The organism is Chryseobacterium proteolyticum (assembly GCF_046591535.1).
Classification (GTDB): Bacteria; Bacteroidota; Bacteroidia; order Flavobacteriales; family Weeksellaceae; genus Chryseobacterium; species Chryseobacterium proteolyticum.
Window position 1 is genome coordinate 106,570 of record NZ_JBJLWK010000002.1, and the last position, 26,870, is coordinate 133,439.

Here is a 26,870-nt window from a genome sequence, read left to right on the forward strand (position 1 = left end):
AATGAATGATGATATTTTTGAATGATCACAGGATACTTTTCGGTTCTGCACTTTGTCTGTTTATTTTTCTGACGCTTTATATAGCTATTATTCCGGCTCTTGATAATCAAAAAATCAACAGACCCCTGCCCAGGCAAGCAAAAGTCCTTACCAATGAACAACGGGCAGGAAAAATGGTGTACATAGAAAATGGATGTGTTGCCTGCCACACCCAACAGGTAAGAAGTGTTGAGATGGATAATGTTTTTGGTAAGAGACCAAGCATTCCGGCAGATTTTGCAGTCAACCGCAGAACTGACTTTTGGCGGAACACTGCTAATCTTATGGGAACACAAAGAGCGGGTCCGGATCTTACCAATGTAGGAGAAAGACAGCCAAGTGCGGAATGGCACCTGATTCACTTATACCAACCCAGAGCTGCCATTGAGGCATCCATTATGCCTTCGTATGAATTTCTTTTTATCGAAAGAGATTACCTGCAACCGGGAGATGTGGAAGTAAAGGTTCCTGAAAAATTTCTTAAAAATAAAAGAAAGAAAATTGTTGCAACAGTCAAAGCTCTTCAACTGGTTGCATATTTAAAGTCTTTAAAGCAAACTGACTATACAGATAAGACCATTGTTCCGGCCTTTTTATACAAGCAAAAGAAAAAAGAAGAAGGCGGAGCTCAGAATGGTGAAAATCTGCCAGACGGGGCGGAGCTCTTCACTGCCAATTGTGCTTCCTGCCATCAGGCAAGTGGAGAAGGTGTTCCAGGAGCATTTCCTCCCTTGAAAGGAAGTCCTGTAGTGACAGGGGGTGATCTCGAATTATATGTCACCATTATTATGAAAGGTTACGATCCGAGGCCGGAATTTGCAACAATGCCACCTGTAGGTACTAACGCAAACTTTACCCCGGAAGATGTAACAGCCATTATGAACCACGAAAGAACAAGCTGGGGAAATAATGCAAAGAAGGTAACTCTGGACGAAATTAAAGTAATCATGGAAAAAATAAAGTAATATGAAAGATCTTCCGAAACAGATATTCAGTATTATACTGACTCTTCTATCAGTATATGTGGCAGCATGTGATGCATGTAAACTTCAACAACCTGAAGTGACACGTGAGTGGACCCATGGCACGGGTCCGGAAAGCGACTGGGACTGGTTTATTGTAGGTATAGTGATCCTGATAACAATATTAGCCTTTTACTATTCCGTAAAATACCTGATCAGGCCAGGAGAGAAAAATAAACACCACATCAAGTACAGTGTTTTCTCAGATGAAAATTAAGTGTTATGACAAAAGATAAAAGTAAAGTTTTTCTTTTCATAGATGACGATCTCAACCCAATTGCAGAGTTGGAAACCCCGATCGTTTTTGATCTGGATACGAAGAAACTGCCGGATGGTGAACACACATTGAAAATTGTAAGCCGATCCCCATCCGGAAAAGAGGGAATCAGAAAAATAAATTTTATGGTTTCCAACGGGCCTACAATAAAAATTGAAGGCTTAAAAAATAAAGACGTAGTAGATGGTACTTTATCACTAATGATTAATGCCTATGACAAAGGGAATCAGAAAAGTTTCATCATCAATGGAAGTGAAACGCCCCAAACCATTCCTTTCTGGATTTGGATCATAGTCATTTTGTTTATTGGATGGGCTATTTATTATGAAATAACAAGCTACAACATCCAGTAATAGTAGCTTACAGGTATTTATTTATTGATGGCGCAGGAGTCAATTTTATTATGAAAAGTATAAAAAACAATTAAAACAGACGTTATGGTTATCAATGAAAAGCTTTTATACTCAGCAGGTGCTGAAATAAAACACTATAATTCAGGTGAAATAATTTTCCAGGAAGGAGCAATTCCTATGTATTACTTTCAGGTAATAAAAGGGAGATTGAAGCTCAATAATTACACAAAGGATGGTAAAGAATTTATCCAAAATATAGTTTACGAAGGACAAAGTTTTGGAGATTCCATGCTTTTTATGGACAAGGTGTATCCTATGGAAGCAGTAGCACTGGAACCTTGCACCATTTTCAGACTGTGTAAAAACAATTTTTTCAGTATGCTTAATACATATCCACAGCTATACGATACTTTATGCAAGGCACTGGCTGACCGCCTATATTATCAACATATTATGCTACAGGCAAATTCAGCACAAAGTCCGGCACAGAGGATAATAGATCTGATGGATTATTTAAAGAGCGGCTCGGAATACAAAGATCCTTTTTCATTTAAAGTTCCTCTTACAAGACAGCAATTGGCAAACCTTACAGGTGTTTGTGTTGAAACTGCTATAAGAACTATAAAAAATATGGAAAAAAATAAAATTGTTAAAATTAAAAATAGAAAAATTTTCTTTTAAAGTGACTCAGGTCATAATACCCGTGAATTTAAGTTTATACATTCGCTTTGTTATTCTTTTTTAATAGTTATTAGAATATCATCTTTAATAACATTTTTATTCTATTTCCTTAAAGATTTAATTTAAACTTTTTGCAGATCCAATACTAGTCACGGATCTGTAAAACCATCACCAAATATTAATTTAAAAAAATTCAGTTATGAACACTAGAAATTCAAACAACCGTAGCTCAAGGAGCAGCTCATCCAATGAAGACAGATCTACTTTGGAAGAAGTTTACCAATTAGGTTATGACCATGGTTATAATGATGCGTCCGACGACGAAGATTATGATGATGACTTTTCGGACTATGAAGATTATTATGATGATTATGAAGACGACGACGATGACGATGATGATTATGACGATGATGATTATGAAGACGATGAAGATAGTGAGGATGATTATGATGAAGATGAGGACGATGAAGATGACGACAGGGGTCGTGGAGGCTCCAGAGGTGGTAACCGGGGAAGGAATTCCAATAACCAGCAAAGAGACAGCCAGGGAAGATTTACTTCAGGCAGCCGTGGAGGAAGAGGAAATTCAGGGGGAAATTCCCGTGGTGGTTCCGGTTCTGGATCAAGCTCTAGGTCAGGTTCCGGAAGAGGCAGATCCTCATCAGGAAGTGGAACATCAAGAAGAGGTTTTGCATCTATGAGTAAAGCTGAACGGACAAGGATTGCAAGAATGGGAGGTGAAGCTTCTCACGGAGGCGGCAGATCTTCAGGTTCCGGAAGGTCAGGATCCAATAGTAGCGGTTCTGGTTCAAGATCCGGAAATAGCAGCAGTTCAGGAAGAGGAAGAGGAAGAGGCTCAAATTCCGGAGGAAATAGCAGAAACTCTGGTTCAGGAAACGGAACATCAAGAAGAGGATTTGCATCTATGAGTAAAGCTGAACGGACAAGGATTGCAAGAATGGGAGGTGAGGCTTCCCATGGAGGCGGCAGATCTTCAGGTTCAGGAAGATCAGGATCCAGAAGTGGACGTAATTCATAATTCATCCTATATTTTAAGATTACCTCTTTTGTGGAGAAAGAGGTAATCCTTTTAATTATTCTAATAAATTAAATCATGGCAAAAACAGATACAACAACTACAGACAGTAATATTGTAGAAAAAATATTATCACCTGCCTCTTCTGATGAAAAAGGATCTTCTCTGAAAAAATTTTTCGTCGATGCATTAAAGGATATTTATTATGCAGAAGAAGCCATTATAGAAGCTTTGACAAAAATGCAGGAAGCTGCTACTACAGAAGAACTCAAAGATGCATTCGAGGATCATCAGTTGCAAACTAAAAAGCACGTAAGCCGTCTTGAAAAAGTTTTCAACCTGATTGGAGAAAAGCCACAGAAGAAAAAATGTGAAGCTATAGAAGGAATCATCAAAGAAGGCGAAGAAGTTATAAAATCTACAAAAGAAGGGAGTATGACCCGCGACGCAGCACTCATCATTGCTGCCCAAAAAGTAGAACATTATGAAATAGCCACCTATGGGGGGCTTGTTCAGTTAGCTGTCACTATGGGACATAACAAAGCAGCAGAATTACTGGAAAAAACGCTTGAAGAGGAAGAAGATACCGACTATAACCTGACAGAGATTGCTGAGACATATATCAATCTTGACGCTGAACAGGAAGATTAATGTGAAAAGAAGGGAGGTTTCAAAAATGGACAATATAATGCAGTGAAAAATCCAATATGACAACCAGTCAATATGGTTTTCATACTTAAGAAAGACAAAAGCAAGATTATATGGTTTTGAAACCTCCCTTATCATCGAATGTATGTGATAACAGTATTTATATGCAAAATTTCCGCACAATTCCATTTTTCCAGACCGTGTATTATTTTCTAACCGGAATATGGCCCTTGATCCATCTGGAAAGTTTCTTATTTGTTTCAGGTCCAAAAACAGATATTTGGCTTGTTAAAACCGTAGGCTTACTTCTTTTACCTTATTCATTACTTCTTGCGTACCTTACGATAAGTGTTAGAAAAAATAAGATAATTGCTTTATCAATATTAATTTGTTGCCTCAGTTTACTAATTATCGACCTATATTATTACATCCAAAAAGTTATTAAATGGGTATATCTTGTTGATTGTTTTTTACAAACTATCTTTTCAGCATATTGGTTATATTATCTGTGTATCAATTCAAACAAAAAACATCTCTGATTTTTTGATTCCCGTAAATAATGTGCTGAAGTAGAAGTGTTTATTATTAATCTTTCAATATATACTCTTCATATACGGTATTGATCAGCTGATCGGAATGGATGTTCCGTGAAAAAATGGGATAATGAAAGCGATCCAGCTTATTGAGAATACGTATAAGTTCCATCTTTTCATTGTAATTAAGGTTTCCTGCCACAATATTCGTGGCCTGGCGGATCTTTTCCATTTGTTTTTCTAAAATCGATAATCCCCTTTCCGTGATACGGATCAATTTGCTGCGTTTATCGACCTCGGATTCCGTCTGCTCTATAAGTCCCTGGCGCAGCAATCTTGCAATAATAAGCATACCTACCGGTTTATCATGAATATTTTTCTTGATAAGAGCCATCTTCGTCATTTCTCCGAACGCCTTTAAATTAATTAAATAAATAAAATCTTCCTGGGTGGAAAATTCAGAATCAAGAATAGCAGATTTTGAATAGGTTTTTGCATACCGATTCAGATGAACGAGCAGTGTACTGATAGCACTTTCCGGTGTCCTTCCGTTCTCTTTACCCTCCCAATAAGGCTCCTCTAAAGAATTTGACCCCATATTTCCCTGAGCAGAAATCCATGTTTTAAAGCCCTGGATATTGCCCGGATATAAATCAGGATTGGAACGGACTTCCGTTTCAAACTCCTGTAACAGATCTATACAATCTTTAATAAGCGTGTAATTCATTTTAATTAAATAGTTTACAAATATACCAAATTCCTCATACAAGTCTATAGCTTACCATTATGAGCTAGACCAAATAAAATTGATTCAGCTGTTCTTCGCAAAGTGTCCGGATGACTTCGATCCACCGGTCTTCATCATTCAGGCAAGGTATATAATTGAAGTTTTCACCACCTGCTTCCAGAAAGAGTTCTTTTCCCTCAACTGAAATTTCTTCCAGAGTTTCAAGACAATCTGAAACAAATGCAGGACAAACAATAGCAAGATTTTTAATTCCTTTTCCGGGAATCGTTTTTAATGTATAATCTGTGTAAGGTTCAATCCATTTGTCTTTTCCCAATCGGGACTGAAAAGAGACAATCACTTTATCTTTAGGTAATCCCAGTTTTTTGATCACCTGCTCGGTGGTATTAAAACACTGATGGCGGTAACAAAACGAATGGCTCGGAAGGGTATCTTTATAACAGCAATCATTCATATTGCAGGTCTTCGTTGGATCCGTTTTGTAAATATGTCTTTCCGGAACCCCATGATAAGAGAACAACAAGGCATCAAAATTTTCAGGAAGTTTCTCCCGGATACTTTCTGCCAGACAATTGATATACAGGTCCCGATGATAAAAAGGCTGAATGTAATTGATCTTTATATGGGGAAATTTTTTCTTTCTTATTTCTTCAGCTTTTTCAATCACAGTTTCGGTGGTACTCATCGCATATTGGGGATAAAGCGGAAGTAAAACAATTTCTGTAACTCCCTTTTCAGCCAGGTTCCTGATGCCTGTTTCAATGCTGGGTTCAGCATACCGCATTCCTATTTCAACGGGAACATCCACGAGCTTTTGCAGCTTTTGCCGTATCTTTTTTGTTATAACAATAAGTGGAGAGCCTTCATCTGTCCAGACGGTTTTATAAGCTTCTGCTGATTTCGCCGGGCGGGTATTTAAAATAATTCCACGAACCAGAAGTGCCCGGAAAATCCACCGGTAATCAATCACTTTTTCATCCATCAGGAATTCATCCAGATATTCTTTTACATCCTCTACCGCCGTTGATCTTGGTGAACCAAGATTGATTAATAAAATTCCTTTTTTTGCCATGTCTTTTTCTTTATTCTGCTAATGCTTCCTTATAAGTTTTTAATGCTCTTTCTCTGGCTTTTGCATGTTCTACAATCGGTTCTTCCTTGTAATCTTCGGGAAGCCATTTTGTGATATATTTAGTGTCTTTATCAAATTTTTTAGTCTGCTCATATGGATTAAATATCCTGAAGTAAGGTGCGGCATCACAACCGCAACCTGCAGCCCATTGCCAGTTCCCGTTATTGGCTGCGAGATCATAGTCTAATAATTTTTCAGCAAAATAGGCTTCTCCCCATCGCCAATCAATGAGCAGATGTTTGGTAAGAAAACTTGCAGTGATCATTCTTACCCTGTTATGCATAAATCCGGTTTGATTGAGCTCTCTCATTCCGGCATCCACAATAGGATATCCTGTTTTACCTTCACACCAAGCCTCAAACTCCTTTTCATCATTCCTCCACTTAATATCTTCATATTTCTTTTTAAAACAATGATGGACAACATCTGGAAAATGATACAGAATCTGCATGAAAAATTCCCTCCAGATAAGCTCATTAAGCCAGACTTCATTATGCTTAACAGCGTACCGTATACATTTCCTTACCGAAATGGTACCGAAACGCAGCGCGATCCCAAGGTGTGTCGTATGATCCATAGCTGGAAAATCCCTGTATTTTCCGTAAGAATCTATTATATTCTTTTTCAGTTCAGGTTCTTTAAATTCAAGGTCTGTTTTCTTAAATCCGATTTTTTTCAGTGAGATGATTTCCGAAGGCCCGTTATAATCTGCAAAATGATCCAATTGTATGGTAAAAGTGTCTACGTTTTTCAAATTTGCCTTCCATTTCTTAGAATACGGAGTAAAAACAGTATAAGGAGAAAGGTCATCCTTCACAATATCATTGCCTTCAAACAGGACCTGATCTTTAAAATCTTTAAAATCAATATGGCTTTTGAGCAACAGATCAGCTACCCGTTGGTCCCTTTGTATGGCTGAAGGTTCGTAATCCCTGTTGCAAAAAACTGCATCAATAGTAAAATCTTCCGTTAGTTTTTTAAAAACATTGACGGGACTACCATAATAAACCGTAAGTCCGCTGTTGTATTTTTGCAAAGTCTGATGCATCCGTTGCAAAGCCTGATGAATATAATCTACTCGTTTATCATTTTTATCCGGAAGACGGTCCAGGATCTCAGTATCAAAGATAAAAACAGGAACAACCTTTAACCCTGAGGTAAGGGCATGATGAAGCCCAACATTATCTTCCAGCCTAAGGTCTCTTCTGAACCAAAAAATATTCACTTTCTCCATGAGGTATCTTTTACAATTAAAGTATAGTATTTGTTTAATAGCTGGGAATTTTCTGTTCTTTACTTTCAGTCAGTTTTTTAAAGAAATAAATAATAAGCAAAAACTGACTGTAACCATACACAGCATCTTCGACAGGAATGGTCCCCATTCTGATTCCCATAAACTCATCAGGGTTATAATTCACCACCGGAGATTGAATCAAAGAACCGGTAAGTATTCCATTTACAGCAAAGAATCCCGGCATTAAGACCAGATACACAAAGCTTGCTTTCCCTATCCATTCTTTTTTACCTATAAAATGGAGATAACAAAGGGTGAAAATCGTAACAATGATCGTTACCAGGGTATATATTCTGTCATAAAAAAGAAGTCCTGTAACACTGAGGATAATAACGGCAGCAAATACGATCAGGTTATTGAAAGCATTGGCCCAGTCCAGATTAAAAAATTTGTCCAGACAGTAGTAGGTAAAAACACACGCAAAGGGAATGCAGAAAAAAAAACAGCCACTCTTCAATAGGAAGTCCGGCCATCTTAAATCCCATAGTGTACCTGAGATCAAACCACCACACCCCTTTTGCAGTGAACCATATATCCCAGCCAATAAAAGGAATGGCTACAATAGCAGAGGAAATCAAAAACTTTCCGAAAAGCTTATGAAACTGTATTCTCTTATCAAAAGAAGCCAAAAAGCAAATGATAACAGTGAAAAAATTGATTAGTATGTAAGTATAAGGCATCATTTTTTATTGAAATACATTTTAAAATACTTTACAGGAACCCACAAAAAACCAAAGCACTCCCCGCTTTCCTTTCCCAGATGTTTATGATGCTGTTTATGGGCACGTCTGATGGCAAGGAAATACGGATTCTTTGTCTTAGTAAAGACCTTTGCCCTTTGATGAATAAAAATATCATGCACAAAGAAATAGGCCATTCCATAAAGGCTTATTCCAAGGCCTACAAAAAAAAAGATAACTGAATTCCTGTTTTACTCCAAGGTATAATAGAGCAATGGCCGGGCTTGCGAAAATGAAAAAGAAGAGGTCATTTCTTTCCAGTTTTCCATCATGACTATGGTCATGATGATCGCGATGCAGGCTCCAGAGAAAACCGTGCATAATATACCTGTGGATGAGCCATGTTGCGCCTTCCATTGAAATAAAAACACCTAAGACGATCAGAAAATTCATGTTAATAATCATTATTGTTAAAAAGAGCATTTAAAACGCCGGACCTTAAATCGAATATACTTTCGAGCTTTTTCTTTATAAATAACCGATGGGCTATTCTTCCTATGATCCCCAGGGGAAGTTCATAATCTACAGTATCTTTCATCAATACTCCTTTATCATTTGGAATGAATTCATGAAAATGATTCCAATACTTATACGGACCTTTTTTCTGGAAGCCGGTAAAGCTTTTATAATCTTCTACCTGGCTGATCATCATTTCCCATTTGATCGGGCTTCCTAAAAAAGAAAAGGCCCTATACTCTATTTCCATTCCTTTAAAGACCGGCCGGTCCAGAATACCCGAAACAACCAGAAAATTCATTACTTCAGGAGTGGCTTCAGAAAAATGATCATGCGATGAGAAGAAATTCCAGACCGATTCGATAGTACAATTTAATTGTTGCTCCCTGTATAATCTGTGTAACATTCTTTTTATTAATTAGAAATAAGCAGCTTTGTATCTTATATAGCTTTTGAACGCAACAAAAAGTTTCTGTGAATTAGCGATCCTCACCCTTTGCTGTAAAATACGATGAGAGCTTGTCTTCTTTATTTTTTCAAACAATGACAGATAGTATCTGTATGCGAGATATACTCCGAACATAGAGGAACCTGGTAATTTTTTAATTCCCTGTAATGCTTCTTTAAATTCTCCTTCAATTTCTTTTTCGATCTGCCCTTTCACGGTGTTATCAAAGACAGACATATTTACAGACGGGAAATAGGTTCGTCCAAGGACCTGATAGTCATCTTTCAAATCCCTTAAAAAATTAACTTTCTGAAAAGCAGAGCCCAATTTCATGGCAAACGGTTTCAGTTTTTCAAATTGCTGTTTATCACCTTCAGTAAAAATCTGCAGACACATCAAACCCACCACCTCAGCAGAGCCATAGATATATTCATCATAGAGTTCCGAGTTATAATCAATTTTATGAAGATCCATTTCCATGCTGTGTAAAAACTGCCTGATCAGCCTTGTATCGATATCATACCTGCGAACTGTTTCCTGAAAGGAATGCAAAATGGGATTCAGCGATATACCCTCTTCCAGTGCCCGGTAGGTTTCAGCTCTTAATCTTTTCAAAAGTCTCTCTTTATCATAGCAATGAAAACTATCAACAATTTCATCTGCCAGGCGTACATAACCATAAATAGCATAAATAGCAGGTCTGATGGATGGCTTCAATGCCAATATTCCTAGTGAGAAACTGGAACTGTATTTTTGTGTGGTGCTCTTACTGACTTCGTAAGACAATTCATCAAACAATTTTTTCATATTAATTTATTTTTAGTTTACTAACTTCAGCCGCTACAATTTTTCCGGAAATTACTGACGGAGGAACACCCGGTCCCGGAACAGTTAATTGTCCTGTATAAAAAAGATTCTTAATCTTTTTGTTTCTTATTTTAGGTTTTAAAACAGCCGTCTGGGATAATGTATTGGATAATCCGTAGGCATTACCTTCATAAGCATTATAATCTGAAATAAAATCGCTGACACAATAACTTCTTTTGTATTCAATTCTGGATAGGAGACCGTTTTCTCCTGTATGTTTTTCAATTCTTGCAAGCATTTTTATCAGATATTGCTCTCTTAGAGACTCTTCGTCATGTATTCCCGGAGCAAGAGGCAACAGCAAGAAAAGATTTTCGCCATCCTGAGGTGCTACATCCGGATCTGTCTTTGAAGGACAGCATACATAAAACAAGGGTTTTGACGGCCACTTCTTATCTTTATAAATACAATCTATATGATCATCAAGCTCATTTTCAAAAAACAGGGTGTGATGCTTTAAATGAGGAATTTTCCCTTTAACACCGAGATAGTAGATGAGACATGAAGGAGCAAAGGTTCTGGTTTTCCAATAGGCATCGGTATAGTTTCTGAGTGATTCAGGAATTAATGTTTCGGTATGATGATAGTCTGATGAGGCAATGACGGCATCAAATTCATGGTCTTCCCCATTGATCCTGATGGAAGTAACTTTGCCTTTTTCCGTATTGAACTGCTGTACGTTATGGTTAAAATGGAAAGTTGCGCCTTGTTTTTCTGCCACCTTCTTCATGGCAAGAACAAGCTGATAAAATCCTCCCATAGGATATTTTGTTCCCAGGACATATCCTCCGTAATTCATCAGGCTGTACAATGCGGGAATATGTTGCGGTGAAGCACCGAGGAATATAACGGGAAATTCCATCAGTGATCTGAGCTTCGGATCCGAAAAGTAGCCCGAAACATATTTTCTGAAATTACTTACAAGATCAAGTTTCAGAGCACTGCCCGCTATTTTTAAAGACGCGAATTCAAGCCAGCTGTAACATGGTTTTGTCACAAAGTCTTTCATCCCCGTTTCATATTTGAATTGAGCAGACTGCATAAACTGATCATAACGCCGGCCAGCTCCGGGTTCTATTTTTTCAAATAAATCCCGGATTTCACTGTTTTTCTCGGGAACTGAGACTTTCTCTTTTGAAAAAACCATTTCAAACTGAGGATCTAACGATACCAATTGAAAAAAATCGGATGCTTTATAATCAAAATCACTGAAAAAGTCTTCAATGATATCAGGCATCCAATACCAGCTTGGTCCCATATCAAAAACATACCCGTTTTCCGTTTTAAATTGTCTTGCCCGTCCGCCAGGCTGGTGATGCTTTTCAAATACATGTACTTCATGTCCTGATTTTGCAGCATACGCAGCAGCAGAAAGTCCGGAAAATCCCGAGCCTATCACGGCAATTCTTTTTCTTAAGCTATTGGTATTCGTTATCATTTATTTAATCATTTTAACACAGACTTTTAAACTTCATCAGTTCAGCTTTTTATAGACAGCGTCCAGTAATTCCTGGGCTTCCAGATTCATACGGTAAAGGGAATGATGAAATTCATCCAATTTAGAGAGTATGGCAATGAACAGCATTTGTTCAGAATGGGTAAGGTTTCCTACTACAGCCCTTGAGGCTTTACGGATTTCATCCATATGCTCATTTAATACAGTAAGGCCTTCCTGTGTTAGCTGAACATGTTTTGTTCTTTTATCTTTTTGAGAAATCTCCTGTTTTACCCAGCCATTCCTGATCAAGCGATTAATAATAAGGATGCCCGAAGATTTTTCATGCACATTACGTCTTATCAATTCCATTTTGGTCATAGGTCCTACAGACTTCAGGCTTATAAGGTAAATGAAATCATCCTGGCTTGAAAAAACGGAGTGGTAGGTTGCTGATCGCGAGTAAGATTTTGCATATCTCCCCATCCTTGTCAATAAAGTATTGATAATACTGTCGGTGCTCCTTCCTGATTCCATCCCCAGCCATCCAGGTTCTGATTTAGAATCCTCAGGATGCGAAATAATTAACCATTCCGCAAAACCCTGGATGTCGTTACTGTATAGAGCTTTGTCTTCATTTTGCTCCATAAATTGCTGAATAAGCTCTACCACTGTTTTGATAAGATCATAATTCATATTGAATAAATTAGTACACAAATATACTTATAAAAGAATATAAATATACTTTTATTGTATTTTATTTTTGTTCAAAGTTGTATAAGTCAATCGGTAAGAGCATTTAAATTAAAGAATACCATGTGATCATAAAATCCAATAACATACTGATAAACAATTAATTAAATAATTTCAAAACACCAAGGAACAGAATAAAAAGAGAGGAAAAAAAAATGTATATTAATGAACTATAAACAAGCTTATAACCAAAATTTTATATATAAATCTCATAATTAATTAGAATCTCATTAATTTTTTAAGTTAAAAGACAAATATCAAATTCGGAATCTTTAATTGAGTAATTTAGCATTGGACAAATGCACTAAGATTTTTATGAAAAATATCTTCTTTTTAATGCTGATTTCAACGGTTCAACCCTTATTATCACAAACCAAACTGGAAAAAGCAATCACTAATCTTGAAAATAATTACGGACAGGAAAAAGTATACCTCCTTACCGATAAGCTTCAATATGCAGCGGGAGACCAGATCTGGTTTAAAGGTTTTGTATTTGACGGTTACAACCGTTCGACATTATCCACCACCCTGTTTGTGGAATTGTACGATTCCGATAAGAAATTAATAGACTGGAAAACAGTACTTCTTACCAATGGCGAAGGCAGCGGAGATTTCAAGCTTAAAGCAGACCTTCCGGAGCAGGTTTATTTTGTAAGGGCATATACTCCGTACATGACGAATTTCAGCGATGATTTCCAAATTGTTAAAACCCTTCCGGTTTACAATCCTACCTCAACTAAAGCATTAGAAGTTGCTAAAAATTCAGATTGGTCCGCCAAAGCATTTCCTGAAGGTGGAAACTTCATTAATGGTACACCTACAAAATTTGCTGTAAGACTTTATGGCAATGTTTCTCTTCCGGAAAAATGGAGTGGAAAAATAATAGACGTACAAAATCCAAATGTTCCTATAACCACTTTCACCTCGCTTGATAAAAATGTAGCTTCTTTTAAAATAACGCCGGCATCAGGAAAAAAATACCAGCTCATCATTGAGGATAATACAGGAAAAAAACAAACCATCAATTTACCCGAAGTTGCAGACAGTGGTCTCCATGTAGAAGTTTCCAGCTCAAATGAAGGGATAAAATACAGTTTAAAAGGAGTTAATTTAAAACAACAGCTTCAGAATTATAAAATTGTAGGGACCATTAATAATCACTTAGCTTACAAGGCAAATATTACCCAATCAACCAGTGAAGTCTCAAGCACCATCCCTACAAAAATCAGCAATGGGGCCAATGGTGTTTTACAGCTGGCTATTTTTGATGAACAGGACAATCTGGTCGCAAAAAGACTTTGCTTTATCAAACCGAATAATTTAAAGATTGAGAAAGCAGAAATTGTTGGCCAGAATTTAAAAGAGACACCAAGATCTTTCAACAGTATCGACCTTTCACCGGAATCTTATTTTAAAAATTATACGGTTCTGGTAAGTGAGGATGACGGAAGTAACACAACTGAAGAAGAGAATATCCTGAGCAACCTTTGGTTAACAGGAGATCTTTCTTCAAAAATAGACAGTCCAGCCCAATACTTCTCTAAAAATGCCAATACCGAAGCTTTGGATGCCCTGCTTATTTCTGAAAACTGGAAAAGGTTTGACTGGAATTCAGTACTTAGCGGAACGGTTCCCGCCATTAAAGCCAATTCTCAAAAATTTCTTTCTTACAGGATAAAACCCCTTAAAGACAACGCCCTGATGAGAAATACCAATGTAAACGTAGTTCTAAAATTAGGGGAAAACGAACCCAGTATCAATCAGTTCAGAACCGATCAGATGGGATATATTTATTTGAACAATCTTAGTTTTGATGAACCCCTGAACGTTTCAGTATTTGCAAATTCTGAGAAGGGTAAAGAATCAGAAAATGATCATTTATTCGTGACGGTAGAACCCTTGGTTATCCCAACACCCTTTAAAGGAAGCTTGCCGACTACGAAATACACATTGGTAACAGCCACTGAGAATAAAAAACTTCCTCCGGCCATTTCAAAAGCCATCAACACTCAGAAAAATATTAAAAAACTGGAACATATTGATGTCCAAATTGAAGAAGTACAATTAACAGGAAAAAAGAAGGATCCCAAAGAAGAATTAAACAAACAACTATCCTCGGGAATGTTTAGTTCCGTGAATTCCACTATATTCGATTTCGTTAATGAGGACCAACATGTCGCCGGATCAACCAATATATTGGACTGGCTGCAGGGAAGAGCTGCCGGTTTAACATTCCAGAGAAATAACTCAGGGATCAATGTGCCCTATATCCGTGGTCAGCAAGCCAAGCTTTACCTGGATGAAACTCCTACCGATGCAAGTATGATCACCAGCCTTCCGGTCAACAATATTGCCATGGTGAAAATTATTAAGGGTTCCGGACTAATCGGTAACGCAGTACTCATCTATACAATGAGAGGCAATATGAAATCTAAAAGTAACGAGAAGGATCCTCAAAAGAATAACCTATCGGTTATAAAGGGATACGACAAACCATCGGAATTTCCTATTGAAACACTGGATACGGATGATCCTGCAAAGAAAATTGAAAATGACACCCGGGAAACACTTTACTGGAATCCTAATCTGTATGACAGCGATTATGTTCCTCCAAGAATTAAATTCTTCAATAACGACACCGCAAAACAATATAAGGTACTGATCATCAGTTTTGATGAAGATGACAATATTCTGTATGAAAACAGGGTGTTTAAATAGTATTTATCTATCTCCAAATAAAAAGATTCGAAAACTGCACGTTTTCGAATCTTTTATTATTTGTTAATCCGTAAGATTAATAAAATAAAGCCACAGGATCAAAAAAAAACGGTTCACACATCATTCTAAGATTTACGTTTCTTACAATTTGTGGCTTTATTTTTACTTTATTCCGGATTTTGTTTTTTGTGCTTCCATTAAATGGTGATCCAAAGTTGGCAAGGTTTTGCTTGCAAATGATTTCAGTGAAGCTTCCTGACCATCAGCAGCTTCTTTTTTGAACTCTGCAATATCTTCTTTGTGGTCACTCACCATAAGATCACTATACATACGATCGAATTCTGCTCCTTTTTTAGACTTCAGCTCATCGTATTTCTTTTGTTTTTCAGCATCTAAACTTGTTGGTAAAGTATAACCAACTGTTGACGCCCAGCTTTTTAGTTCTTCATTCGCTTTACTGTGATCTTTTACCATCATTTCACCCAGGTTTTTTACATTTTTGTCGGAAGCATTCGTCGCGGCAAGCTTCCCCATCATTACCTCCATCAAACCTCCCTGAGCTGCCCCATCGGCAAATTTCTTATCCTGATCCGAAAGAGAGACTTTGGTATTGGTAGTGCCTGTTACAGTGGTAGAATCGGCCGTCACGGCTGGTGAATCAACGGAGGGAGCCACTGCTGTACTGTCCATCGGTTGATTAACTGTCGTTGTTTCGCTTTTCTTACAGGCCAACATCGTGGAAACTGCAAGAAGGGTTAAAATTGAATTTTTCATAATATAATTAAATTGGTTTGGTCAGTAAAATAAAAAAAATCATCCCTTACACCGGAGAAGATCATTTCTGTTTCACATCGAATTTAGAAAAGTAAAACCGGATACTTTATGACCTGAATCATATTCATCAATCACTTTTTATCTTTTTTATGTTTCTCAAGGGGTAAATCTTTCTTATGGTAAAACATTGTAAAACCAATACCTCGGTAGTCTAAAACCTATATGCTCAATTCATTAAGAAAAAAGAAAACAATACCCCAACCCAACACCTGATTTACAAAAAATAGGGGTATGCCCTGACCCACAAATTCAATTTTCATAGGAAATTAGCAATACAAACCTGGTTTATGGAGATGTTTCGGGATTCAGTTCAATAGAATTCCAGAATCATAATGTCCCATAAGATGGAAAATCAAACCACAAAAATGGAGAGATGGAAATATTACATATCGCTTAAGAAATAATACTATGAAAGAAAAACTTGTAAAGCAAAAGGAAGAACTATCTCAGATACGAACTATTTTACAAAGCCTGGATATTGACAACGATGAAAGATTTCAATGGGGTTCAGAAGGATCAATACAGGACTATGAATATGACTTAAAGGTTGTAAAAAAAGATGTCAGCTTTTACCTGAAAGAGGATTTGTATTACATAAACCGTATAAGGCAAAATTACATCTCATCTGCACCCGATACGGAAGAGCAAAAAATCTTAGAAGCTGAGTTAAGCAGAATGAAAAAAATGTACAATTATAAGATCAATTATCTGACTATTATGTCTCACCTGAAAGATATGGAGGATAAGCCTAAGATTGAATTGGCTAAACTTGAAAAAAGATACTCAGATCAAATTCGCCAGCTGGAATATGAACGTTCCAGACCAATACATTTCAGGCAACGTACCCATGAAGGATACAAGAGGAAAATAATCAGAAAGTCTGAGCGATCATATGATCAAAAAATAAAAAAAAACAAAAAAAAGACCTCGAAGATGAGAAAAAAAGAAACAGCTATCAGGATAAAAAAAGAAGAAAAAGAGCTGTTCAAAGAAGTTACTCAGTTTCTGAAAATTGATGAACGTTATATATCGCTTATAAAATCCGGTGTTATGTTATTGCCTAGTGATTCACGCCTGGCAGCAATTTTCCCAAAAAACCGGTGGCTCACATTCAACAGTTTCAACAAAATTAACAGACATGAGATCATGCATCAGTATGCGCGCAAACTTTTAATGAAGCATAATTTGTTTACAGGAGAAACAGGCATATTACCTGGTAGCAGGAAAGGATGTATTTGTATTATGTACATTAAAGAGGGACATATGAAAGATCGTAGTGGAGCAACTTTCAGACCCGTCTTTGGAGCCTCTGGTATCAGGCCTTATGGTGAAAAATTTAATTTAGAAGAAGTACAGATTGAAAGAAATAGTTATATCAGCATGGGAGTCCCCGATCCCATAGATGCAGCCGGTAATTCTTATGAAAAAACAGTCGAAAGGTTACTTAAGCACGTGGATATTATGCAACGCCTTGGCATAAAACCACCTTCAATGCAATCCAGCTTATATTTCCTGCAAACTCCCGAATATAGGGACAATAAAAATAGACAAAACAGGATCACTATGCTTGAAAACTGGATGCCAAGTAACTGTGCTGAACCAGCTATTATGACGGCCATTTACCAAATGTACAGCCGGCCGGCTGATATTTACCTGTCAGTACCTTTTGAAGGTTATTTGTCTGAAGGGAAACTTTTACTTAAATATACCTGTGCGAGGTGTGCACTATCGGAACCTGCTTTTATGTCACCAGTCGACACAAGCACAGGACAAAGGCTTACCGACATGCGCTTACAGAGTAATAGATCGTTCCTGATAAGCGATCGTATATTATCTGAAGGGCTAATGTATAATCATGCCAAGAAGAAAAACAATGAGGAGGACAAAGCTCATCCTTATAGTAAAAAGGATGTTGCTATAAAACGTACAGCTCTTCTCAATCAGGCATATGGTTTTGAACATGTAAAACGTGGACACGAGCAAGTCGCTATGGATACCACAATGATACTCATGATAGGTCTGAAATTTAAATAAAATAGATACTGACCATATACTGCAATAGGTAAGATGCGGATATCCATATGGCTGCAACAATAGCATCGTTAAAGAAAATCCACATCAATTTTAGTACAATACCGCAAGTTTCGGATTTCTTATTTCTCTGTGTAAAGCTAATTTTACTTCATAAAGATCATGATATGAAAGATATAGAAAAGAGGCTTGCTGCGAAGGATTGGCATTCAGTAAAAAGGGAATTGCACGATAAGGGTTTTGTGATTGTCCGGGATGTATTAACAAAAATGGAATGTGACAATTTAATTGCTTTATACAATGCAGGCAACACGTACCGCAAAACCATCAATATGGAACGGTATCGTTTTGGCCGGGGAGAGTATAAATATTTCCAATATCCTTTACCCTGAACTCATTACCACGATCAGGGAACAGGTATATGCTGAAATAGCACCGGTGGCCAATCAGTGGATGCAGGAACTTGCTATTGAAAAAACATTCCCTTCCACACATAAAGAGATGAAAAAGCTCTGTATGGAACATAACCAGGAAAAGCCAACAGTATTAATATTAAAATATAGTGAAGGTGGATTTAACACCTTGCATCAGGATCTGTATGGTGAAATTTATTTTCCGATGCAGATCGTTTTTATGCTGGATCAGACAGAGGAAGATTATACAGGTGGAGAATTTGTTATAACAGAGCAGATTCCCCGTGCGCAATCCAAAGCTAATGTATTAAAACCCAACCGGGGCGATATGCTGATACTCACAACCAATTTCCGTCCGGTGAAAGGGTCTAAAGGGTATTACCGGGTTAATATGAAACATGGTGTAAGTCCTGTTCACAGTGGACACAGGCACAGCCTGGGCATTATTTTCCATGACGGATTGAGTTAAGTCTTACCTTCATCAAAACGGTTTAAAAGACTTTTTGAGATAAAAATAAATCTGGAAACCAATATCAAGCAATAAGATGATAAAGCATACCGATCTCGGCCAGACTTCCGAGGAAAGAAAAAAAGCGCTCACCTCTCTGATCCGTAATGGCGTTATAACACTTGGTGGTTATAAAAAAGCAAAGATTTATGGTTTACTTTCGTGTTCTTCAGGTAAAAGAATGAAGACCGAAAACCGTGTTTTCTTTAAAAACGAAGAAGAAGCGCTTGCATATGACTATAGGCCTTGCGGAAACTGTATGAAGGAAAAATATGAGGAATGGAAAAAGAAGACTAGTAAAGTGAGAACTGCATAAGAATCATCGGATCATACATAATAAAAGTGAATATTAATCCTATATTGCTGTATCCATTATTAAATACTTTGAAAAGGAATTTACGGAATCCTCATTCGCTCCTCACATCATATTTTAATAAAGTTTATTTATGTATATTGGATATGTATTTTTTATAAAAAAATAAAAACTAAATACCAATTTTATGAAAAACTTAAAAAACTTACCCCAAAAGCTCACCAAAAGAGAACTGAAAAAAATTACAGGAGGAAATGGTCCGGATCTATCTTATCCGATGTGTACACCAAGACAATGCGAGACGCTTGATATGAAGTGTGACCGTCTTAACAGCTGTCCACCACTCTATCCGGATCCGGACTAGTAATGGAATATTGTGATCCGCTCACAAAAAAAGCATCATTAAAATAATGATGCTTTTATTATATTTATAGTATATCTGATTATTTAAGCCTGCCATTCATCTCCTTAACAAAATCATCCCATTGCTTATTCAGATACGTCAATGACTGTTTCTTTTCACTTTCATTCAGAGACGAATAATTAATTGAATTAAAAACAAGCTTCTTCAGGGCTTTTACATCAAGTTCCCAATACACATACGCGACCCAGAAATCATATCCAAGACCTTCGTATCCGTAAACACTAGGATCATCACTGTTAATGGAACACTGTATTCCGTTACTTAACAAAACTCTTGCAGGATGATTTCTCAGATCACTCACATATCCTAAAACCTGGTTACTGATCGGGCTAACCTCTACAAGCTTATTTTGTTTTTTGATCAGTTCCATAGTTTTGGGAAAATAGATCAGATTCAAACCATGTCCGATTCTTGGGTTATCCAGTGATGCAATGTCGATCATATTTTTATTAAAGACAGAAACGCTTTCCCCTGCATGAAGGAAAAGAGGCATCTTTACGCCATACTTTTTACTGAGTTCATTCAGTTTCGCCCAATCTTCCCGAAAAGAGTAAATACTATTCCCGGCAGCCTCATCGGCCACAAGGTCAAAACCTGAAATAACATCCGGAAATTCTTTTTTAAGTTCAAAAGCTGTTTCAAGTTGTTTTCCTACAGCCTGTGGATCTAAAAATTTAAAACTTGAGTAAATTAATTTCAGACTGAATTCCGGGTACTTTTTCTGTATCTCTTTCACTACTTCCTGCAAATCTGTGACTGAAGTTTTCAGAGGGTATTTTCCATGCTGAAAATCGTACAATTCATCAAAAACACATCTTATCTCTACATGCTGTACTTTATTTGCCGCTAAATCTTCAAATCCTTTTTTATAATACTCTTTGAAAAAAGGACGGTAAGGCAACAGGAGGCTTATCCTTGTAAAGCGTTTTTCAAATTCAATCCAGTAATCCGAGTACGTACAGAGTGATTCCCTCTTCAGCAGAAGAAGTTCTGTCAACTGTTTTTCAAAGCCGGGTTCGGAACTCAATTTTTGATCAAGGCTGACAAATCCTTTTGGGACTTTCCCATCTTGAAAAAACGCCAGCTGCCCGAAAATAAAATCTTTGGTATCCGCCTGATCATAGATATAGCATTCTTTATATTTTCTTGCTGCAGCAATTACCCATTTAGCATCCGTGATCCCGCCACTATGCGTATGCAGTAATCCTCCTTTAGGCATTGATTGGAAGATCTCAAATAATTTACTGCTTTCAATCAGAGGTTTTAATTCATTAAATGAGCTATTATATAAAGATACTTTTTGCTTTTCTGCTCCGGCCAGGAAATCTTTTCTTATCTGAAATAGTTTTTGATCCAAAGAAATTTCAGCATCAGATAACTTTACATCAGCATCGAAAGCAATTGCTTTATTCTGCTGTTCCAGCTGCATCCAGTTTTGTTGATATGCAGAATTTTCAGCCACTTTGCTTTGGCATCCAAATAAAGGAAATCCAAAAAATAACAGATAAGTAATATATTTTTTCATCATAATATCGAGGGTTATATGGCATAATTCGGCATGCCTAAGAATTAATTATTATCAAAAATATAATTAATTTTTTGAGTAAAACAACTTCAACCTGGCAGAATCTCAGATAAAATAAAGGAATGCAGCCGGTAAGAACTGAGTCTCAACGACTTTATTTTTGATACTCCTGATTTATATTTTGTTCTTTTAGGATCATCAAAATTATTTCAACCTGAATGAACCCCAAACAGCATCTTATTAATAAGGCTTCTGAGATTATACTTCAGAAGCCTTATTTTTCCATATTTTCCAAAACTAAAAAATTCCTTTTTTGTGATTTGCTATTTTAGCCGTCAGGGCTGGGGTAATTCCAAAATGATCTTCAACAAGTTGCGCTGGATTAGAGGCCAGCCAGTCATTCAAGGATATATCCTGATATTCGTCAGAATTGAAAACAATAATCAATTTAAGGGTTTCAGTGCCGGTGTTTTCTATATAGTGACCGAAACCTTGCTTGATAAAAGAAACCATACCTTTTTTATAAGGCATTGTTTTTACCCGTCCATGTGAACCAAAAATACTCAGATTTCCCTGTCCGCTCATAACGTATTGCCACTCGTCGGCATTAGGATGCCAGTGCAGTTCACGGATTGCTCCTGGTTCGATATCCATCCGTAAAGCAGTTAAAGTCTTTTGAATAGGGAATTCCTGAGCAGATACTTTTATAGTAGAACCACCAGGATATTTTTCATAAACACCATCGGTCTCCATGCGAAATTTATGGGCCGCATAACTTGGAGGTATATTGGGATCTATGTTTTGTGGTTTTTTGGCTGTGGCTATTTTCCCCGTACCAATATAAAGCTCTTTATGAGGAGAGGATGCAAATGCATTTGCCGGTAATCCGGAATTGCGTGCCAGTATCTCAGGAGAGAGATGGTTGATCCAGTCTGTGGAACTGAAAGTTCCAAATTCAGAAAAGTGACCATTGTCAAAGACTAATAAAAACAGGCATGATTGATCACCAATACACTGCAGGCAATGTCCGTGGCCCTTCGGGAAATACCAGATATCGCCTTTCTCGAAATCATCTGTTGCCGTAGTTCCATCTGGAGCAACAACAGTTGTACGTACACTTCCTTCTAACACATAAGCCCATTCTGCTGCGATTGAATGCCAGTGTAATTCACGGAAGCTACCCGGGTTTAACCGCATAATTACTCCTGCAATACTTTGCGATACCGGAAATTCTTCTACAGTCGCTTCTTTGGCTGTACCACCGGGACCTACCCAGCCCTTACTTCCATTTTCAATGTCGTATACAAAATCTTCCAATTCTTCTACCTTGGGATCGTTTGACCCATTTTTTACTGAAGTTTCGGCCTTTTTTGGAATTAATAAATCTAGGCCTGTTGATGCTGTTACCAAACCAAAGCTTGATAAAGATACTGCGGAAAGAAATCCACGTCTTGTTGTTGCCATATCTTTTTATATTAATATTAAAACAAATGTAAAATTTAAAAATGACATCTCAAAGCAAAACATCATATGTTTTTAAAAAACATCATATGTTTAATTTTTATACTTATATAACTGTATTGAAAGGCGTTTGCTGGTAAAATAACATTTTCAACGAGTCCAACTACCTCAGAATTCTAAGGAATTATATGATGTTTACCAGAAATGTCGTATGTTTGCTGCAAAGGAGTTAGCGAATCATGAAACTTTATGAAAAGGTAATTAGTCTGATAAAGAAAGATATTTCTCAAGGGAAATACAAAGCGGGGGAAAAGATACCTTCCGAACCTGAACTGATGAAGTTATATGGTGTAGGTCGTTCCACGATCAGAGAAGCGATTAAAACCATGGCCATTTCAGGGATTCTGAAAGTACAGCAGGGATCAGGGACTTTTGTTAATAACAGCTTCCAGGAGGTCAGCATTGAGCAGCGCTTAAGACGTGCAGATTTTGATGACGTCAATGCAGTAAGGAGACTTCTGGAGAAGGAAATTGTAAAATTGGCCGCACAAAATCGTACGGAGGAACAACTTCAGGAGATCGAACAATATTTAGAAAATCGCAGACTGGCTATTCATGCTGAAGACGCTCAGCTTTGCGCAGATACAGATATTGCTTTTCATACAGCGATTGCCAAGGCTTCCTCAAACCCAGTATTATCTGATTTATATTACAGTTTCACCTTAATCATGCGTAATTTTTTTCTTGCAAGAGAAAAGCAAGGAATCAGCCGTTTTGCAATGAATCATCATTTGCATGAACAATTATTTAAAGCGATTAAGAACAAAAAAACCAACCAAGCCCAATTGATTCTTCAAAGAATTCTGGACAATAACTATTAAGATTTTTGATATACACCAGCCGTTATTTGTGAATCTTGTGTACAACAATAGCTACAGCTAATAATTATTGGACAGTCTCACTCTTAAAGAAAACAATAGCCCTTCTGTATTTCAGAAGGGCTACCTTTATTGCATTTCTGCTAATACATCCTTCAGTTTTTTAAGGTATTGTCCAAAATATTTATTAAATGTGTATTCACTGATCAGATAATGGAATCCGAATATCGCCGCATATATACATAATCTGAGAGGAAAATCAATTTTAGCCAGCAGGTCAAGTCCCTGAATCCAATCCACCCTATTATATCTGAGTAAAACTTCCGAAGAAATGATCAGCAATAAAAAAAGGAACCTTGTTGCTATAAGATAACGGCCATTGCTTTTGATAAGTTTCCTGATCTTTATTTCAATATCTTTCTTTACCGGGCCATTAAACGTTTCCAAACCATTGATCAGTTTTAAATTGAAAAAATGATAAATGATCATTACAGGCAGAATGGCGGCCGCACCCATATAAAAAAACTGTTTCCCGTTTTATTTGCATTTATGCCTGCAATTATTAAAAAAAACGAAAAGAGCGGGTAAAATCATCAGCTGCTTTTTTGTTCTTTTTTTGAGGGCATCAAGTGGAGAGGCTATCCCTCTTCTAGTAGCAGAAATAATATCAAATTCGTTCTGATCTACATTTACTGAAATTGTTTTCCAGTTGTTTTTCAATACATCTAATTCCATCTTATTTGTTGTTTGTTAAGGTTCTTAATTTGTCTTTAATCCTGTTCATCTTTACTCTCAACGTTGCATTGCTGATCCCCAGAATCTCTTCCATTTCATCGTAAGATTTATCTTCCAGGTACAACATTACAACCGATTTTTCCACATCATTCAGTTGTTGTATCGCTACATACAACTGTTGATGCTGTTCTTCTTTCAATCCCGTATCTTCTTCATAGGAGACCTGAACGTACTGCAGTTCAATATCACTGATCTGAATAGAACGTTTCGGTTTGGAAAGACTCATCAGAACCCTATTAATAGCAATCCTGTAGAGCCAGGTACTGAATTTTGACTCACCTCTGAATTTCGGATAAGATTTCCACAACTGAATAATAATATCCTGATACATCTCCTGAATAGTATTGGGATCATTGCTATACATCCTGCAAACCTTATAGATTAAAAGTTTATATTCTTTTAGCCTGAGCTCAAACTCTAATTCTAAATCTGTCTTTTTCAAATCTTTAGATTTTAGCTATTTGTTACCCGTTGTAACAAAATGTTACGAAATAATTGATCTAAAAAAATAATCCCTCCTGATGTTTTCCGGAGGGATTATTTTCTAAATCTTTTTCTAATTTATATTAATCAAACTTAATGAACATCTGATCGAAATTCATCGTCATTTTATTAAATTTTCGGATAACATCCTGCCCTATATTTCCATACACGGTTTCTTTATTGATCTTATCTTTTAATAAACGGATATCCCTTAATTCGATTTCTTTTCCAAGGATATGGAAAGTATGATTTATTTTAAATCCATCGTATTCGGCTTTTCCACCAGCTCCTCCCATGCCGATCTTACTTACTTTATAATGCTCATCGATTTCTTTTTTATTCTCCTGGTAAAAGGGAGCATATAACATCGTCTGATCTGCTCCCGTATCAAAACTATAGTGTTTTCCATCTATAAAAATAAGAGGTGAAAGACCGTCGATCGCCATATTGGAAGGACTACTTATTTTGGTTTCAGCCTCCGGTACAATAAAATAGTCATCCTGTGTCAGCTGCACTTCACGAAGTGCTTCAATAACAGGAAATCCAAGAATGCCATTGATCTGGTATTTAATTTGCGGAAAGCTAAGCGCAGTATCAGCAAACACCAAAAAAACAGCATTTTCTATGATGACATTCCCTAGCTTAAACTTTTCACAAACCGCCAGGTCAGCCTTTACGGATATACCGGTAATTGCATCCACATCTATGCCTGCGGGAATAATCCTCATTTTCAAACGCTTAGCCGCAGATTCTGAAATAGTAGATATATTAGCTCCCGTATCGAAAATAAAATTCATAAAATCGTCACCAATCTGCACTTTGAGATTTTTTAAATTAGCCACATCTTTTTCCATTTTCATGTTTGTACTCCCTTTCATCGTAACTTTCTGACGAGGCTCCTTTTCAAGTGCCGTCCAGATTTTCAGGTTATTCTTCAGATCACTCCTCTCTTCTTCTGTCAATATCTGATCATATTTTTTCAGGGTATTCTGTACCGCAGTTTTTGCTCCCGCATAATCATATTGCTTCATACTGTTATCCTCTTTGAGATGAGATATTTTCAACAGTAGTGAATCTGGTAACGTTATTGTTTTCAACTCTTCCAGTTTCAAAATTTTCAGGTCGGACTCCCGGGGCTTATTGAATGCATTGTTAAGAATCGCTTCCGTAAAGTATTGGTATTCTACCGGCAATTTTTTCCTGGCTGTTGTAAAAATTTCACGTGCACTAAAGAAGTTTTTTTTCTGTATTTGCGTATACAAACTATTAAATTCAGAATTATGGGTCTGGCTAAAACTAAAGCTACAAACGAACAGGAAGGTCGTTACCATAATTCGACAGAAAATCTTATTCTTATGAAACAACTTTCCCCTTTCTAAGTTTTTCCTAAATCTTTTAAACTTAATTTTATAATTTTTCATACTACCAAACTTTTCATTAATAATTTAAATAGTTAGTCCGCTAATTTATTAAATACAGCAACGCTACACATATAAATTACTTAAAATTTTAAACACTTACCATCAATCCATTTTCCCTGATCATCCCTATTATCAATAATCTTGTCATATTGTTGCTGCAACCCTGTTCAATTATCAGCACTTAAACTGACCAGCTTGGTACAAAATTATTGAATCAATTCATCGAATTGATTCTTATTCGTTTTGTAAAAAAGACAAGGTTTTTAATATTATATTTTTGTAATACAAAAAACAAATCCCTACCCGTTGAAATATTTAATTTTTATTTGTACATTTGCGTGACGTTACCGAATAATTGTAAACATTTTACAATTGAAGTGATACAGATTGTACCCGTTTAATGACCGGAATAAAAATTTAAGAAACAGATAATTAGCATTATTTGGAGTACGGATTTTATGATATGGATGTGACCATCTTTATACAAAATCAACTGAATTTTCTACCAATTCAGTCTTTTCATTTTTTCCAAATATACCCCTATTTGTATGTTATCTTTTTGTAATATTAAAAAAACAAATCTCCACCTATTGAAATATCACAT

28 protein-coding genes and 1 pseudogene are annotated in these 26,870 nt (G+C 36.7%); 12 read left to right on the forward strand and 17 right to left on the reverse strand.

Annotated elements, in window-relative coordinates; translation table 11 throughout:
• Window positions 1–5: 5 nt before the first annotated feature.
• The 6 genes from ACJ5H0_RS06385 to ACJ5H0_RS06410 all read left to right on the forward strand — a co-directional run bounded on the left by ACJ5H0_RS06385 (window position 6) and on the right by ACJ5H0_RS06410 (window position 4,059).
• Window positions 6–1,004, forward strand: a complete 999-nt coding sequence (locus tag ACJ5H0_RS06385; protein ID WP_306614634.1) for a cbb3-type cytochrome c oxidase subunit II — start codon at window positions 6–8, stop codon at window positions 1,002–1,004.
• A gap of 1 nt (window position 1,005) precedes the next feature.
• Entirely contained in the window at window positions 1,006–1,278 is a 273-nt protein-coding gene (locus tag ACJ5H0_RS06390) for a hypothetical protein (RefSeq protein ID WP_306614636.1), read from the forward strand.
• A 5-nt stretch (window positions 1,279–1,283) separates the two neighbouring features.
• A complete protein-coding gene (locus ACJ5H0_RS06395) occupies window positions 1,284–1,691 on the forward strand; it encodes a cytochrome C (protein ID WP_306614638.1) in 408 nt (135 codons plus the stop codon).
• Window positions 1,692–1,775: 84 nt separating this feature from the next.
• Complete coding sequence (locus ACJ5H0_RS06400) at window positions 1,776–2,372, forward strand: Crp/Fnr family transcriptional regulator (protein WP_306614640.1); 597 nt, start codon at window positions 1,776–1,778, stop codon at window positions 2,370–2,372.
• A 199-nt stretch (window positions 2,373–2,571) separates the two neighbouring features.
• A complete protein-coding gene (locus tag ACJ5H0_RS06405; protein WP_411248226.1) occupies window positions 2,572–3,411 on the forward strand; it encodes a stress-induced protein in 840 nt (279 codons plus the stop codon).
• A gap of 75 nt (window positions 3,412–3,486) precedes the next feature.
• A complete protein-coding gene (locus ACJ5H0_RS06410) occupies window positions 3,487–4,059 on the forward strand; it encodes a YciE/YciF ferroxidase family protein (protein ID WP_411248228.1) in 573 nt (190 codons plus the stop codon).
• A 582-nt stretch (window positions 4,060–4,641) separates the two neighbouring features.
• On the opposite strand, the gene ACJ5H0_RS06415 is transcribed toward ACJ5H0_RS06410, so the two are convergent.
• The 10 genes and pseudogenes from ACJ5H0_RS06415 to ACJ5H0_RS06460 all read right to left on the reverse strand — a co-directional run bounded on the left by ACJ5H0_RS06415 (window position 4,642) and on the right by ACJ5H0_RS06460 (window position 12,405).
• A complete protein-coding gene (locus ACJ5H0_RS06415) occupies window positions 4,642–5,316 on the reverse strand; it encodes a MarR family winged helix-turn-helix transcriptional regulator (RefSeq protein ID WP_411248231.1) in 675 nt (224 codons plus the stop codon).
• A 64-nt stretch (window positions 5,317–5,380) separates the two neighbouring features.
• Entirely contained in the window at window positions 5,381–6,409 is a 1,029-nt protein-coding gene (gene hemH, locus ACJ5H0_RS06420) for a ferrochelatase (RefSeq protein ID WP_306614648.1), read from the reverse strand.
• 10 nt (window positions 6,410–6,419) lie between these two features.
• A complete protein-coding gene (locus tag ACJ5H0_RS06425; protein ID WP_411248236.1) occupies window positions 6,420–7,703 on the reverse strand; it encodes a cryptochrome/photolyase family protein in 1,284 nt (427 codons plus the stop codon).
• A gap of 34 nt (window positions 7,704–7,737) precedes the next feature.
• Entirely contained in the window at window positions 7,738–8,220 is a 483-nt protein-coding gene (locus tag ACJ5H0_RS06430) for a lycopene cyclase domain-containing protein (protein ID WP_411248238.1), read from the reverse strand.
• Window positions 8,144–8,446 (reverse strand): lycopene cyclase domain-containing protein, encoded by a 303-nt coding sequence (locus ACJ5H0_RS06435; protein ID WP_411248241.1) that lies wholly within the window; start codon window positions 8,444–8,446, stop codon window positions 8,144–8,146. The genes ACJ5H0_RS06430 and ACJ5H0_RS06435 overlap by 77 nt, the downstream gene beginning before the upstream one ends.
• Window positions 8,443–8,896, reverse strand: a pseudogene (locus ACJ5H0_RS06440) (sterol desaturase family protein). The gene ACJ5H0_RS06435 and the pseudogene ACJ5H0_RS06440 overlap by 4 nt, the downstream one beginning before the upstream one ends.
• A gap of 1 nt (window position 8,897) precedes the next feature.
• Window positions 8,898–9,365 carry an SRPBCC family protein gene (locus tag ACJ5H0_RS06445; protein WP_172279167.1) on the reverse strand — a complete coding sequence of 156 codons (468 nt, stop codon included), beginning with the start codon at window positions 9,363–9,365 and terminating at the stop codon, window positions 8,898–8,900.
• A 12-nt stretch (window positions 9,366–9,377) separates the two neighbouring features.
• Complete coding sequence (locus ACJ5H0_RS06450; protein ID WP_273648485.1) at window positions 9,378–10,214, reverse strand: phytoene/squalene synthase family protein; 837 nt, start codon at window positions 10,212–10,214, stop codon at window positions 9,378–9,380.
• Between the two features lies 1 nt (window position 10,215).
• Entirely contained in the window at window positions 10,216–11,712 is a 1,497-nt protein-coding gene (locus ACJ5H0_RS06455) for a phytoene desaturase family protein (RefSeq protein ID WP_411248246.1), read from the reverse strand.
• Window positions 11,713–11,748: 36 nt separating this feature from the next.
• A complete protein-coding gene (locus ACJ5H0_RS06460; protein ID WP_411248248.1) occupies window positions 11,749–12,405 on the reverse strand; it encodes a MarR family winged helix-turn-helix transcriptional regulator in 657 nt (218 codons plus the stop codon).
• Between the two features lie 372 nt (window positions 12,406–12,777).
• Here ACJ5H0_RS06460 and ACJ5H0_RS06465 point away from each other — a divergent pair, with 372 nt between their 5' ends.
• The gene (locus tag ACJ5H0_RS06465) at window positions 12,778–15,180 is read left to right on the forward strand and encodes a hypothetical protein (protein WP_411248249.1); all 2,403 of its coding nucleotides are present in this window, start codon (window positions 12,778–12,780) and stop codon (window positions 15,178–15,180) included.
• A gap of 162 nt (window positions 15,181–15,342) precedes the next feature.
• Here the strand turns inward: ACJ5H0_RS06465 and ACJ5H0_RS06470 are convergent, their stop codons facing one another.
• Complete coding sequence (locus tag ACJ5H0_RS06470; protein WP_345987633.1) at window positions 15,343–15,954, reverse strand: DUF4142 domain-containing protein; 612 nt, start codon at window positions 15,952–15,954, stop codon at window positions 15,343–15,345.
• A 468-nt stretch (window positions 15,955–16,422) separates the two neighbouring features.
• Here ACJ5H0_RS06470 and ACJ5H0_RS06475 point away from each other — a divergent pair, with 468 nt between their 5' ends.
• The 4 genes from ACJ5H0_RS06475 (at window position 16,423) to ACJ5H0_RS06490 (ending at window position 19,643) form a co-directional block, all read left to right on the forward strand.
• Window positions 16,423–18,048, forward strand: coding sequence for a hypothetical protein (locus ACJ5H0_RS06475; protein ID WP_411248250.1), 1,626 nt, complete (start codon window positions 16,423–16,425; stop codon window positions 18,046–18,048).
• A 297-nt stretch (window positions 18,049–18,345) separates the two neighbouring features.
• Window positions 18,346–18,927: a 2OG-Fe(II) oxygenase gene (locus ACJ5H0_RS06480; RefSeq protein ID WP_411248252.1), complete on the forward strand. Its 582-nt coding sequence runs from the start codon at window positions 18,346–18,348 to the stop codon at window positions 18,925–18,927.
• A 76-nt stretch (window positions 18,928–19,003) separates the two neighbouring features.
• Window positions 19,004–19,282: an Ada metal-binding domain-containing protein gene (locus ACJ5H0_RS06485; RefSeq protein WP_411248254.1), complete on the forward strand. Its 279-nt coding sequence runs from the start codon at window positions 19,004–19,006 to the stop codon at window positions 19,280–19,282.
• A gap of 184 nt (window positions 19,283–19,466) precedes the next feature.
• A complete protein-coding gene (locus ACJ5H0_RS06490; protein WP_411248257.1) occupies window positions 19,467–19,643 on the forward strand; it encodes a hypothetical protein in 177 nt (58 codons plus the stop codon).
• Between the two features lie 79 nt (window positions 19,644–19,722).
• Here ACJ5H0_RS06490 and ACJ5H0_RS06495 read toward each other — a convergent pair whose 3' ends face one another.
• Window positions 19,723–21,231, reverse strand: a complete 1,509-nt coding sequence (locus ACJ5H0_RS06495; protein ID WP_411248259.1) for an amidohydrolase family protein — start codon at window positions 21,229–21,231, stop codon at window positions 19,723–19,725.
• A 294-nt stretch (window positions 21,232–21,525) separates the two neighbouring features.
• Window positions 21,526–22,692, reverse strand: coding sequence for a cupin domain-containing protein (locus ACJ5H0_RS06500; protein WP_345987623.1), 1,167 nt, complete (start codon window positions 22,690–22,692; stop codon window positions 21,526–21,528).
• 236 nt (window positions 22,693–22,928) lie between these two features.
• On the opposite strand from ACJ5H0_RS06500, the gene ACJ5H0_RS06505 reads away from it, so the two are divergent.
• On the forward strand, window positions 22,929–23,570 hold the full coding sequence (locus ACJ5H0_RS06505) for a FadR/GntR family transcriptional regulator (RefSeq protein WP_411248261.1): 642 nt from the start codon (window positions 22,929–22,931) through the stop codon (window positions 23,568–23,570).
• A 126-nt stretch (window positions 23,571–23,696) separates the two neighbouring features.
• Here ACJ5H0_RS06505 and ACJ5H0_RS06510 read toward each other — a convergent pair whose 3' ends face one another.
• The 4 genes from ACJ5H0_RS06510 to ACJ5H0_RS06525 form a co-directional block, all read right to left on the reverse strand.
• Window positions 23,697–24,083: a hypothetical protein gene (locus tag ACJ5H0_RS06510; protein ID WP_411248262.1), complete on the reverse strand. Its 387-nt coding sequence runs from the start codon at window positions 24,081–24,083 to the stop codon at window positions 23,697–23,699.
• Between the two features lie 21 nt (window positions 24,084–24,104).
• Window positions 24,105–24,302, reverse strand: coding sequence for a hypothetical protein (locus tag ACJ5H0_RS06515; protein WP_411248264.1), 198 nt, complete (start codon window positions 24,300–24,302; stop codon window positions 24,105–24,107).
• 1 nt (window position 24,303) lies between these two features.
• A complete protein-coding gene (locus ACJ5H0_RS06520) occupies window positions 24,304–24,804 on the reverse strand; it encodes an RNA polymerase sigma factor (RefSeq protein WP_411248265.1) in 501 nt (166 codons plus the stop codon).
• Between the two features lie 124 nt (window positions 24,805–24,928).
• Window positions 24,929–26,266, reverse strand: coding sequence for a retropepsin-like aspartic protease (locus ACJ5H0_RS06525; protein WP_411248268.1), 1,338 nt, complete (start codon window positions 26,264–26,266; stop codon window positions 24,929–24,931).
• Window positions 26,267–26,870: the final 604 nt, after the last annotated feature.